General features: G+C 37.5%; 7 protein-coding genes. 5 read left to right on the plus strand and 2 right to left on the minus strand.

Features of this window, described 5'->3' with window-relative positions; all coding sequences use genetic code 11:
* Positions 1 to 61: 61 nt before the first annotated feature.
* Positions 62 to 1960 carry an amidophosphoribosyltransferase gene (locus AO058_RS03815; protein ID WP_075325316.1) on the plus strand — a complete coding sequence of 633 codons (1899 nt, stop codon included), beginning with the start codon at positions 62 to 64 and terminating at the stop codon, positions 1958 to 1960.
* A gap of 504 nt (positions 1961 to 2464) precedes the next feature.
* Here the strand turns inward: AO058_RS03815 and ltrA are convergent.
* Together ltrA and AO058_RS03830 are read right to left on the minus strand one after the other, a co-directional pair.
* On the minus strand, positions 2465 to 3757 hold the full coding sequence (gene ltrA, locus AO058_RS03820; RefSeq protein ID WP_075325137.1) for a group II intron reverse transcriptase/maturase: 1293 nt from the start codon (positions 3755 to 3757) through the stop codon (positions 2465 to 2467).
* 808 nt (positions 3758 to 4565) lie between these two features.
* Entirely contained in the window at positions 4566 to 5174 is a 609-nt protein-coding gene (locus tag AO058_RS03830; RefSeq protein WP_075325317.1) for a superoxide dismutase, read from the minus strand.
* 166 nt (positions 5175 to 5340) lie between these two features.
* On the opposite strand from AO058_RS03830, the gene AO058_RS03835 reads away from it, so the two are divergent.
* The 4 genes from AO058_RS03835 (at position 5341) to AO058_RS03850 (ending at position 14111) form a co-directional block, all read left to right on the plus strand.
* The gene (locus AO058_RS03835; protein WP_075325318.1) at positions 5341 to 8472 is read left to right on the plus strand and encodes a UvrD-helicase domain-containing protein; all 3132 of its coding nucleotides are present in this window, start codon (positions 5341 to 5343) and stop codon (positions 8470 to 8472) included.
* A 32-nt stretch (positions 8473 to 8504) separates the two neighbouring features.
* Positions 8505 to 9698 (plus strand): glycine C-acetyltransferase, encoded by a 1194-nt coding sequence (kbl, locus tag AO058_RS03840; protein WP_075325319.1) that lies wholly within the window; start codon positions 8505 to 8507, stop codon positions 9696 to 9698.
* A gap of 193 nt (positions 9699 to 9891) precedes the next feature.
* A complete protein-coding gene (locus AO058_RS03845; RefSeq protein WP_075325320.1) occupies positions 9892 to 11301 on the plus strand; it encodes an OmpA family protein in 1410 nt (469 codons plus the stop codon).
* A 74-nt stretch (positions 11302 to 11375) separates the two neighbouring features.
* Entirely contained in the window at positions 11376 to 14111 is a 2736-nt protein-coding gene (locus AO058_RS03850; protein WP_075325321.1) for a PD-(D/E)XK nuclease family protein, read from the plus strand.
* Positions 14112 to 14116 lie beyond the last annotated feature (5 nt).

Raw genomic sequence — 14116 nt, forward strand, 5'->3', positions numbered from 1 at the left:
TTATGCCCTGAATTTTCAGGGCATTTTTTATATAAAGCAGGAATAAAATCTGCCACGAATTATGAGTGACGCCTTAAAACACGAATGTGGAATTGCCCAAATACGATTGTTAAAACCACTGGAGTACTATAAAGAAAAATATGGTACTGCCTTTTATGGGATTAACAAAATGTATTTAATGATGGAAAAACAGCATAACCGCGGCCAGGACGGTGCCGGTTTTGCCAACATTAAATTAAATACTGCTCCCGGAGATCGCTATATAAGCCGAATTAGATCTAATGCGGCACAACCCATCCAGGATATTTTTGAGCAGATAAATGGTAGAATTAACGACGAAATTAAAGCAAACCCTGAGTATTCTGAAGATGTTGCGCTGCAAAAGAAAAACCTTCCATATGTGGGAGAAGTTTATCTTGGACACGTGCGCTACGGTACTTTTGGAAAAAATAGTATAGAAAGTGTACACCCATTTCTTAGGCAAAACAACTGGATGCACCGTAATCTTATTGTGGCCGGGAATTTTAATATGACCAACGTAAACCAGCTTTTTAATAACCTGGTAGAGCTTGGGCAGCATCCCAAAGAAAAAGCCGATACCGTTACGGTAATGGAAAAAATTGGACACTTTTTAGATTCTGAAGTTCAAAAACTTTATAAAAAATTAAAAAAACAAGGCTATTCTAAAGTTTCAGCTTCTCCTATTATTGCCGAAAAATTAAACGTTGCTAAAATACTAAGAAAATCGTCTAAAAACTGGGATGGTGGTTACGCTATGGCCGGTTTACTTGGCCACGGTGATTCTTTTGTTTTACGTGACCCTGCAGGAATTCGTCCCGCATATTATTATAAAGATGACGAAGTGGTAGTTGTTGCTTCAGAAAGACCGGTGATTCAAACCGCTTTCAACGTAGATTTTAATGATGTACATGAGCTTCCGCCGGGACACGCCATTATCACTAAAAAAAGTGGAGAAGTAAATATCACCCAAATTCTGGAGCCTCTGGAACGAAAAGCCTGTTCTTTTGAACGTATTTATTTTTCCCGCGGAAGCGATGCCGAAATCTATAAAGAACGTAAAATGCTTGGGCGTTTATTAATGCCCGAAGTATTAAAATCCATAGATCACGATACCATAAATACGGTTTTCTCTTTTATTCCAAATACTGCTGAAACCAGTTTCTACGGAATGGTTGAAGCGGCACAGGATGAATTGAATAAACAGAAAAACGATGCAATTCTAGCTGAAAAAGATACTTTAACTGATGCCAGACTTCAGGAAATTTTAGCACACCGTTTACGCACCGAAAAAATTGCGATCAAAGATGTAAAGCTTAGAACCTTTATTACCGAAGACAGCAGCCGTGATGATCTCGTAGCCCACGTTTATGATGTAACCTACGGCGTGGTTAAACCAGAAGACAGCCTGGTAATCATAGACGATAGTATTGTAAGGGGAACAACTTTAAAGAAGAGCATCATTAAAATGATGGACAGGTTAAACCCCCGGCAAATTGTAGTAGTTTCTTCGGCGCCACAAATTCGTTATCCAGATTGTTACGGTATAGATATGGCGCGACTGGAAGGTCTTGTTGCTTTTAGGGCAGCCCTAGAGCTTTTAAAAGATAATAACCAATACGATATAGTGGAAAAGGTTTACGAAAAGTGTAAACTCCAGGTAGATCTTGCCGATGAAGAAGTGAAGAATTTCGTTAAGGAAATCTACGAACCTTTTACCGATGAGCAAATTTCAGATAAAATCTCAGAGCTACTTTGTGATACAGATGTAAAGGCAGAGGTAAAAGTGATTTACCAAACAGTAGACAATTTACATAAAGCCTGCCCTAAAAACCTGGGTGACTGGTATTTCACGGGGAACTATCCAACTTTTGGTGGTAACCGGGTAGTGAATAGAGCTTTTATTAATTTTTACGAAGGAAACGAAGGGAGAGCCTACTAAGTGCAGTTTAACAAGTTTTTCTGCCTTTCGTCTAAAATGATTTTTTACAGGAATAAGAATCTATACATTAGCAGAACCATAAACATAAGTAGGTTAAGTTCATGGTAGATTTGGGGCAAAAAAAGGTGGATATAAAAATCCGCCTTTTTTTATTTTTACCCAAATTTAAAACGCTTCAGAAAATAAAACTTCCCACAACTAACTTACACAAAAACCCAAATTTTCTTACATTAAATATTGAATTTCAATACTTTAACAGATATTTACGCCTTTAATCTAAAAAATTTGCACGCAACATTTATTCAGTATACTTTAGACTCACCATAACATAAGTAGGTTAAGTTCATGGTAGATTTGGGGCAAAGAAAGGTGGATTTAAAAAATCCGCCTTTTTTTATTTAACATTCTGGCAATCAAGTAGGGTGAAGATAATAAATATTTGAGCATTTATTATCTTCATCCCTCTTCCAGAACCGTGCATACGGGTCTCGTACACGGCTCATGTTAAATCTTATTCAGTACTGTTTGATAGTACTGATGCAAAGTATTCCCTTCAACTGTGTCCATTGCGTACAACCCTAATTCTGAGAAGTACTTATTGGGCAGGGCATAGTGTATTAAATTGGTGGAGGAGTTTCTCCATCGGGTTACCGATATCTTAAGAAAATTCCCCTTATAGCCCATACGCCTTAGTTGTCGGTGAAGAGGTTTCCAGCTTTTCCAGCTTTTCATCACCATCATTCGTAACCTTCTCCTGATCCAGCTTAAAAGATCCTGGAACAGCTTTTTGGTCAAGCCTATTCGGAAGTAATTGGCAAAACCCCTTAATAGCGGGTTCAGTTCTTTAATATAGAAAGCTATACTTTGCCCTTTAGTTCGAGGGGTTAGTAATTTTACTTTCTTTTTGAACCTCTTGATGCTTTTGTGGGATACCACTACTCCATAGGGCTTTATCACCACACCTAAATAGTGGATGCCTTCTTCAAGGTTTGTCAGACTGCTCTTGTTTTTATTCACTTCTAACCGAAGCTCTTTTTCCAGATAACTCGTGGCTTTAGCCATGTATTTTCCAGCTTGAGCTTTGGTTGGTGCAAACAACAGCACGTCATCAGCAAACCTCACCATTCGTATGCCTGAATTTTTCATATGCTGGTCGAATGCGTCCAGATAGATATTCATCAGAAGCGGTGAGATAATTCCCCCTTGTGGGCTCCCCTTCTTTGTAGGTGTGAAGCGCGCTCCATCAAGTGCGCCGGATTCTAAAAAGCTCCCTATCAGTTTAAGTATCTTTCCATCGCTTACCCGTTTGCCCACGCTTTGCACTATCAGCCGATGGTCTAGAGTATCAAAACATTTGGATAAATCCATGTCTGCTACATGATCCAGACCATAGTACCGACTAAAGCGCTCTGCTTTGGCAATGGCATGATGAGCACTTCGTTTAGGACGATACCCATAACTGGAGGGATGGAATTCGGGATCGAAGATAGGTTGCAACACATTAAGCAGCGATTGTTGTACAATGCGGTCTTTGATGGTTGGGATACCCAATCCTCTCTTGCTCCCGTCTGGTTTATCGATATAGACCCGCCTTACCGGCTGTGGCCTATATCTCCCCTCTTTCAGTTCCCTGGAGAGTTGGCACAAATTCTCCTCTAAAGCTGAACTAAAATCAGCTATACTTTGGTTATCCACTCCCTTGGCTCTGGAACCTTTGTTTTTCCTTACCTCACGGTAGGCTTGTTCCAGCCTCGGTAATGCATATACCTTGTCTATAAGACTGTACCATTTTCGCATAATGAAACTTTCTCTTCTTTGCAGTACGGTTTATTTCTTTAGGCAGAATTAGACAGATTGTTTGTTCATAAGGTATACTGTTGTCTTTAGCACTGTGGCAATCTATAACAGTAAAAGAAAATCTTACTACTCAATACTCGCGCGGATTAACAGCCAGAGTTAGCTCGTCACTCCTCTTTGCTGCAATTCCTCAGAATGTTTCAATTCCGATTGTCTTCGCTTATGGCTAATTCCTTTAAAGAACTTCCTGTACTTAATTTAACTTCGTCCCTTCGCATCCGCCACAGTTAATCTGTGACAGTCATTGCAACCGATTATGCGATTCTTGTGCAATGTCATTTGGGTTTTCTCCTCCACACTGTCACCAGTGCTTCTCAGGCCTAAATTTTCTCACTACTACGGACTCATCTGCCACCTGATTTTCCATAACAAATCCTTGTCTCTCGACTTGTTTCTGCTTAGCCTGGAAAGGCGAATAATCAGGCTTCCCCCGTTAAGCAAACATTCCTGTTAGTGAAGCCATCCGTTTTAACATATATTGCTATTCGGATTTTGGGCATCGGCACTTTTTGCAACCTTACCCCCAATATATGCCAGAATCGGTTCGATTTCTCTATGTTCCACTAACTTGCTAGGTCTTCCTTCACACCCCACCGTTGCCAGTGACGCACTTGACTTTACATTGCTCTTCCCTCCGATCAGGTGAGCGGGCTTTCTTTCAAGTCCCGGAATTGTTTGCATGCAGGGCAAACAAAAAAAGACCGCCAAACAGCGGTCTTTTTAATATATATGAAAAATAACTTAGTTATTATTTCTGCTTTGCATATCTGCTTCCCACTTCTTTCCAGTCTATTACATTAAAAAATGCATCAATATAGTCTGGACGACGGTTTTGATAGTTTAGGTAATAAGCATGTTCCCAAACATCAAGACCTAAAATAGGAGTTCCGCCACAGCCAATTCCTGGCATTAATGGATTGTCCTGATTTGCAGTAGAGCAAATTTCTACTTTTCCGCCTTCGTGAACACAAAGCCAGGCCCATCCAGAACCAAACTGTCCTGCAGCTGCCTTGGCAAATTCGTCTTTAAAAGCTTCAAAAGAACCATATGCAGCATCTATTGCTTTTGCAAGTTCACCTTCTGGCTTTCCACCACCATCTGGAGACATTACTTCCCAAAACAGGTTATGGTTATAAAATCCGCCTCCGTTATTTCTTACAGCGGTATTTTCTTTATCAAGATTTTCAAGAATATTCTCTATAGTTTTTCCTTCAAGATCGGTGCCTTCTATTGCAGCGTTTAATTTCTTAGTGTAACCTGCGTGGTGTTTTCCATGGTGAATTTCCATGGTCTTCGCATCTATATGTGGTTCTAATGCATCAAATGCATATTTTAACTTTGGTAACTCAAAAGCCATTTGTATCTATTTTTTAGTGATTAGTAATAAAATTCACTCAAATTTAGGTATTAAGCTATTTAATAAAAACATTTTAGTGTTATAAAATACTTAAAAGCGGGGGGAGAATACAAAACATTTTTATTTTACCTTTAAAATTCAAAATCTTCATCAAAATCCAGCTTTTTTGACTAATAATTTCACTATTTATAATGCTTCGGCGGGATCGGGAAAAACCTTTACCCTGGTTAAAGAATATTTGCTCTTGCTTTTTAAAAGCAAAAAGCCAGATGCTTACAAAAACATTCTAGCTATCACTTTTACGAATAAGGCGGTAGATGAAATGAAATCCAGGATTATTAGCAGTTTAAGAGATTTTACTGAAGAAGAAACTTCAATTAATAGTAATCCGCTTTTTAAAATTATTGCTGAAGAAACCGGTTTATCTGAAGCCGAGCTTAAAACTAAAGCTGCAAAGATCTTAAAAAGCATTATTCATAATTACGCCGCTTTTGAAGTTTCTACCATAGACGGTTTTACACACCGGGTACTTAGAACTTTCGCTAAAGATCTTGGTCTTCCCGTAAATTTTGAAATTGCCCTTAACACACGGCAAATACTAATGGAAGCCGTAGATAGGCTTATAAGCAAAGCCGGAACCGATAAAGAACTTACAAAGGTTCTTATTGCTTTTGCCATAAGTAAAACCGATGACGACAAAAGCTGGGATATAGCTAAAGATCTTTTTGAAATTTCTGAATTACTTATTGGCGAAAATCACCAGGAAGCGCTAAAAAAACTAAAGGGAAAAACTCCAGAAGATTTTCAGAAATTCAAAGAAAGAATAAGTTCAGAAATAAAGAAAACCGAAGCTTTAATTGCAGAAACAAGCCACGAGTTCTTCGACCTGCTTGAGAAAAATAGCATTGAAGAAAAAGATTTTAGCGGCGGTTATATTTATAAGCATTTTATAAAGTTAAGAGATCAAAAACCTATTGACGGATTTGAAAAAGCCTGGATGCTAAAACTGTACAGCGCTCCACTTTACACAAAATCGAACAAAAATCAGGCGGTAAAAGATGCGCTAGATAGTGTTCAATCTTTAATAGTTAGCTTTTTCGAAATTTCGAAAAGAGCCTACCTAAACCTTGATTTTCTTGAGGCAATTAGAAAAAACCTTACCCAACTTTCGCTTCTTAACGCGATAAACCAGGAAGTAGAGCTTATCAAGAAAGAACGTAACCTAATTCTAATTTCAGAATTTAACCCTAAAATTAGCGCCCAGGTTAAAGACCAGCCGGCCCCTTTCATCTACGAAAGGCTTGGGGAACGTTACCAGAATTATTTTATAGATGAGTTTCAGGATACCTCCCAGATGCAGTGGGAAAATCTTATTCCGCTTATAGACAATAAACTTTCTTCTGAAAATATTCAGGATCCTGCCAGTGCGATGCTGGTTGGTGATGCCAAACAATCTATTTACCGTTGGCGTGGCGGAAAAGCCGAGCAGTTTATAGACCTTTGCTTAGATACTAACCCTTTTAGTATTGAAAAATACGTTCAAAATCTGCCAGATAATTACCGCAGCGGAAGCCAGATTGTGAACTTCAACAATAGTTTATTTAGCTATGCAGCCGGTACTTTGCAACACCCTGCTTATGCTAATTTGTTTCAGGAAAGCGGTCAAAATCCTAAAAAAGGAGATTTTGGATATGTAAATATCGATTTTATTGAAGCCGAAAATGCGGCGGAAGAACACGAAATTTATCCTGAAAAAATCCTGGAAATTATTCAGAATTTAGAAAAAAGAAAAATTAAAAAAGGAGATATCTGCATCTTAACGCGTAAAAAAAAGGAAGGCGTTACTATTGCGAGTTATTTAAGCGAAAATAATATTCCTGTAGTTTCTTCGGAAACTTTGCTAGTGGCCAATTCTCCTGAAGTAAATTTTATGGCTCATTTGCTTGAATTTTCTTTAAGTCCTAAAGACAACACTTTAAAACTGGAACTTTTTGATTTCCTGGCCGAGTTTCTAGAAATAGAAAATCGCTACCCTATTATTTCAACGAATTTAAAGAAAGACGGTAGGGCCTTTTTCCACTGGTTAAAAGATTATAATATCGATTTTGACCTTGATCAAATAAGGCAACTTTCAGTTTACGAAGCCGCAGAATATATTATTCGAAGCTTTTCTTTAGTAGAAACATCTAACGCTTATGTGCAGTTTTTCTTGGATTTTATCTTTGAAAGTACTCAAAAAGCTACTGCCGGCATAGCCGATTTCATGGATCTATGGAAACAAGAAATAGAAAACCTCAGTATCGTTGTTCCAAAAGCTGAAGATGCGGTTCAAATAATGACCATTCATAAATCTAAAGGCCTGGAATTTCCGGTGGTGATCTATCCTTATGCGAATTCCGATTCTAAAAGCACCCGAATGGATTCACTTTGGTTACCAATGGAGGCTCCCTTAAATGAAATTCCTATGAATTACCTAAGCGCATCAGATAAAATGCTGAATTGGGGACCCAAGGCTTTAGATATTTATTCCGAGTTAATTCACCAAAAAGAACTTGACACTTTAAATGTACTTTATGTAGCATGCACCCGTGCTTCGCAACAGTTGTATTTGTTAAGTAAAAAAGAAATAGATGCAAAAGGAAATGAAAAAGCCTATAAAACTTCAGGCTTACTGATTGGCTTTTTAAAAGAAATTGGAAGATGGGATTCCAACATCAATACTTATGAATTTGGTGAAATTGGAAGCCCGGAAATTTCAGAAGAAAGTCTTTCAGAAAATATTATTTCTAAAAAGTTCTATTCTTCAGCCACTCAAAATCAAGCGGTAAATATCGTAACGAAATCGGGAATGCTGTGGGATAGCAAACAGGAAGAAGCAATAGAAAAAGGAGAAATTCTGCACGAATTATTGGCGCAAATAGATTTTAAAGATCAGGTAAAACCTGTTGTGACCCAGGCCGTAAACGATGGAATAATCACCAAAGATTCCGCAGAAAAAATAGAAAAATTGCTTCTTGAAATTACCAATCATCCACAGCTTTCAGCATTTTACGCAGAAGAAGCTAAAAATTATAATGAACGCGATATTTTAACTCCTGAAGGTAAAAGATTAAGGCCAGACCGCATTAATTTTTCGGGAAATACAGTGAATATTATAGATTATAAAACCGGAAAGTTTGATATTTCCCACGAAGCTCAAATTAACAGCTATGCCGGGATTTTAGAAGATATGGGTTACAAAATAGGTAGCAAAAATCTTGTTTACACAAATAAAGCACTTAAGGTGCGCCTTGTTTAAAAGAAATGTAAGTTTGTAAAAAATTAAAAATTATGTACGGATCAATAAAACAACATTTAGAAAAAGAGCTGGAACAAATTAAAGAAGACGGCCTTTTTAAAAAAGAACGAATAATTACCGGCCCTCAGGATGCGGTAATTAAAATTTCTACCGGACAGGAAGTAATAAATTTTTGCGCCAATAATTATTTAGGATTATCCTCACATCCTGAAGTTATAAAAGCAGCAAAAGACACTATGGACACCCACGGTTTTGGAATGTCTAGTGTTAGATTTATTTGTGGAACCCAGGATATCCATAAAGAACTGGAGCAAAAAATAGCCGATTTCTACGGCACTGAAGATACTATTCTTTATGCTGCTTGTTTTGACGCTAATGGCGGAATTTTTGAACCGCTTTTAACCAAAGAAGATGCAATAATTTCAGATTCGCTTAACCACGCCTCTATTATTGATGGGGTTAGGTTATGTAAAGCGGCAAGATATCGTTACCAAAATGGTGATATGGCCGATTTAGAAAAACAACTTAAAGATGCCAACGAAAAAGGAGCAAGATTTAAGCTTATCGTTACAGATGGTGTTTTCTCTATGGATGGACTTGTAGCTCCTTTAGATAAAATTTGTGATTTAGCTGATAAATATGATGCGTTGGTTATGATAGACGAATGCCACGCTACAGGGTTTATTGGAGAAAAAGGAATTGGAACCCTGGAAGAAAAAGGAGTGATGGATCGTGTGGATATCATCACCGGAACTTTAGGAAAAGCACTTGGCGGCGCTATGGGTGGCTATACTACAGCAAAAAAGGAAATTATAGAATTACTTAGACAACGCTCCAGGCCTTATTTGTTTTCAAACTCCCTTGCTCCTTCTATTGTTGGTGCTTCGCTAAAGGTTTTTGATATGCTTAAAAATGACAATAGTCTACGCGAAAAACTAAAAAGCAATACTCAATATTTCAAAAAAGGAATTAAAGATGCCGGCTTTGATATTATAGATGGAGAATCGGCTATTGTACCGGTAATGCTTTATGATGCTAAATTATCTCAAAAAATGGCCGAGAGACTACTGGAAGAGGGTATTTATGTAATAGGATTCTTTTACCCGGTAGTTCCAAAAGAAAAAGCCAGGATAAGAGTACAGTTATCTGCCGCCCACGAGCAGGAGCATTTAGACAAAGCCATTGCGGCCTTCACCAAAGTGGGTAAAGAATTGGAAATAATTTAGTTTCAATGTTAAAGAGTAGCTGATCCTTATAATGAAATATTAGCAAAAACAAGGCTTTATAAATCTTAAAAAGCTCTCAAAAACGCCATTATCTAAGGGTTTATTAAGAAAACTTTATTATTTTATGCTTTGCCGATAAGCTTTAACAGTCTACTTTTGTTAACAATTAACACTTAAAACTAAACTATTGAATATGAAACATCTTAGCAAAATTTTATTCGCTACAATGTTGGTTCTGGGCATTACTTCGGTGACTGCGCAGGATGCAAACAATCCCTGGTCTATTGGGATTCAAACCAACGCGGTAGATTTTCACCCTACCACTGATGTAGGAGGAACTTTTGACGATTATTTTAACGTTGGAGATCATTGGAATATCTTGCCATCTATGTCTAGATTAACAGTAGGTCGTTATATTGGAAGTGGCTTTGTATTTGAACTTGCGGGTTCTGTAAACCAAATAGAACAATATGGCGCTGAATCTGTTCCACAAATGGCATATTATTCTGTAGATGGATCGTTTAATTACAGCTTAAGAGCTTTATTAAATGACGGATGGTTAGATCCTGTTGTTGGTATTGGTGGTGGTTACACCAGCATTGCTGATAATGGAGATTACCCAATTTCAGATCTTAGTGCAGCAACTCTTAATGGTAAATTCGGATTAAATTTCTGGTTTACAGATAATGTTGCATTAACTGTTGAATCTAATTACAAACACGTGTTTGATGTTGATGGTGCAACACACTTTCAACACGCAGCGGGTGTGAAATTTATGTTCGGTGGAACAGATTCTGACGGTGACGGCATCTACGATAAAGATGATGAATGTCCAGAAACTCCAGGTTTACCTGAGTTTAACGGATGTCCGGATTCTGACGGTGACGGGATTGAAGACCGTATGGACGCTTGTCCAAATGAAGCTGGTTTAGCTGAATTTGATGGTTGTCCTGATACCGATGGTGACGGAATTGCTGATCCTAATGATGACTGTCCTGAAGTAGCCGGATTGGCTGAACTTAACGGATGTCCTGATGCAGATGGTGACGGAGTTGCCGACAACGAAGACGACTGTCCAAACGAAGCAGGTCCTGCTGAAAACAATGGTTGTCCTTACGAAGATATGGACGGTGACGGCGTTTTAGATAAAGACGACGATTGTCCTGAAGTTGCTGGAACTGCAGCTAACAACGGATGTCCAGAACCAGACGTAGAAGTTATTTCTGAATTGAACGAATATTCTAAAACTGTATTGTTCGACTTGAACAAGGCTACAATTAGAGATGAGTCAGAAGAAGCACTTCAGTCTATTGCAGATATTATGAATGAATATTCAAATACAATATTCCACATTGAAGGTCATACCGATAGTACTGGTAGCGCCGAATATAACGAGAAACTATCTCGTGAGCGTGCTGCGTCCGTAGAGAAATGGTTAGAAGAAAATGGTGTACCAAGCAACAGATTAACTTCTGAAGGTTATGGTGAAGAAAGACCAATTGCTACTAACAATACCGCTGCCGGAAGACAGGATAACCGTAGGGTTGAAATCTCTTTAGATAAAAATAAAGAAGTAAAAGATTCTGATTCTTCTATGGAATAAGAAATCTGGTAATTAGTTAGATAATTATTATAGAAAAACGCCTCGGTTCCCGGGGCGTTTTTTATTTTTAGCCTATGGTATCTTTTATTTCAGGAGTTCTTAAGGAACTCATTTCTTCAGAAGAAAATATTTCAGAAATCATCTTTATTCTTCCCAGCAAACGTGCAGGAAGTTTTCTATTAAAAGAACTTTCTGCTTTAAGTGAAAATCACATTTTCGCTCCAAAAGTTTATAGTATTGAAGAATTCACAGAAGTAATTTCTAAAATAAAAACTGTAGATAATACTCTTACTCTTTTCGAGTTTTATAATGTCTACAAGAAAATTACACCAATAGAGGAACAGGAGGATTTTGAAACTTTTACGGCCTGGGCACAAAGCCTTATCCATGACTTCAATGAAATAGACCGTTATTTAATAGATTACAAAAGCTTTTTTAATTACCTGGCAGATATTCAGGACCTAAAACATTGGTCTATCCAGGAACCCAAAACCGAATTGATAAATAATTATTTATCGTTTTGGAATAGTTTACCGGCATTTTACGAAGCCTTAAAAGAAGAATTACTTTCCAAAAACACCGGCTACCAGGGTTTAATTTATAGGAAAGCCTCAGAAAATATTACAGAATACACCCAAACCAACAAAGCCCAGCACCTTTTTATCGGTTTTAATGCCCTAAATACTGCTGAGCAACTAATAGTTCAACATCTATTAGAAAACGATCGAGCAGAGATTTACTGGGACTTAGATGAGGTTTTTGTAAAAGACCGCCAGCACGATGCTTCACTCTTTATAAATCAGTATTTAAAAGACTGGCCGGTTTATAAGAAAAAGAAAGCTAAGCTTAATGTAAACGAGTATTATAAAGCTAAAAATATTCAAATTACCGGCGTTCCAAAGAATGTGGGACAGGCCAAATATTTAGGAGAATTATTGGCGAATTTAGATGAAGAAACACTACAGGAAACCGCCGTGGTTTTAGGAGAAGAAGACCTTTTGTTACCCGTTTTAAACAGTTTGCCGCCTAATGTACAGGATTTGAATATCACCATGGGTTTTCCGCTTAAAAATGCGCCTATCGCTTCTTTGTTTGACAGGTTATTTCAAATTCACCAAAACACCGGTTCTGCTTATTATTATAAAGATGTGATTTCGGTAATTAATCACCCCGCTTTAAACGAAATTCTAAAAAAGGAAACCGAAGTTTTTATAGAAAAAATCCAGTCAGAAAACACGGTAAATCTTTCAGAAAAAGAAATTATAAATTCGTTTTCTCCTGAAGCAAAACCTTTAATAAAAGCTTGTTTTAGAAGTTGGGATAACTCGCCTAAAAAAGCCTTAGAAGCTTTTCAGGAAATTATAAACCAGGTTAAAATTCATTTAAAAAGTAGCGAGAATAAGCTTGGTTTGGAGTTTTTATATCATTTTCATGTGCTGTTTAACAAACTGGAAAACCTCAACGAAGCTTATCCTCACCTAAAAAGTATTAAATCACTTTATCAGTTTTATAAAGAAATAATGAGTACCCAAAACCTGGATTTCCAGGGAAGGCCGTTTAAAGGTTTACAGCTTATGGGAATGTTGGAATCGCGGGCTTTAGATTTTAAAAATGTGATTATTTGTTCGGTAAATGAGGGCGTTTTACCTTCGGGTAAATCGGGGAGTTCTTTTATTCCTTTCGATTTAAAACAAACTTACAAACTGCCCACTTACAAAGAGAAAGACGCGGTTTACACCTATCATTTTTACAGACTTTTACAACGCGCTCAAAATGTGCATTTGCTTTATAATACAGAAACCGACGGGTTGAATTCCGGAGAAAAAAGCAGGTTTCTTACTCAGCTGGAAATTGAGAAACAACCGGCGCATCAGCTCACGCATGCTATGGTGAGTCCAAGAGTTCCGGCAATTAAAAATGAACTTCGGGAAGTGAAAAAAACTCCTGAAATTATGGAGAAGATCCAATCCCTCGCTACTTATGGCTTCTCCCCTTCTGCCCTAACTTCTTATATTAGAAATCCGCTTGACTTTTACAGGCAGTACGTTCTAGGTGTTCGTGATAGCGAAGAAGTTGAGGAAACAGTAGCTTACAATACATTGGGGACGGTGGTACATGATAGCCTTGAAAATTTTTATAAACCGCTGGAGAACCAAATGCTCACGGAAGAGCATATAAAAGATTTTAAAGCTAGGATCCAGGAAGAGATCACGCTTCAGTTTAAAAAATCTTATATGAACGGGCCGGTAAACCAGGGAAAAAACTTGTTGATTTATGAAGTGGCCAAACGTTATTTGCGCAACTTTTTAAACCTGGAATTAGATAGACTTAAATCTGAAGAGATTAAAATCCTAAAAATTGAGAAAACTTTAAAATCTGAAATTAGGATAGAGCATCTTGATTTTCCGATCTTTATGCGCGGAAAAGTTGATCGTGTGGAAAATGCTGACGGTATAACCAGAATTATTGACTATAAAACAGGGAAGGTAACCCAGGATAAAATTGAAATTGTAGATTGGGAAGATCTCGCTTCAGATTACGATAAATACAGCAAAAGTTTCCAGGTATTAGCGTATACTAAGATGATGCAAGATCAAAGCTCGATAGATTTACCGGTTGAAGCCGGCATTATTTCATTTAAAAATTTAAAAAGCGGATTCCTGAAATTCGCTAAAAAAGATAAACCAAGAACAAAAAATAAAGAAACTGCTATAAATAAGGAGATTCTAGGCGCATTTGAGATAGAATTAAAGAAACTAATTACCGAAATTTGCGATCCTGAAATTCCTTTTAAGGAAAAAGAAATATAAAAAAC

Source organism: Salegentibacter sp. T436 (assembly GCF_001932675.1).
Classification (GTDB): Bacteria; Bacteroidota; Bacteroidia; order Flavobacteriales; family Flavobacteriaceae; genus Salegentibacter; species Salegentibacter agarivorans.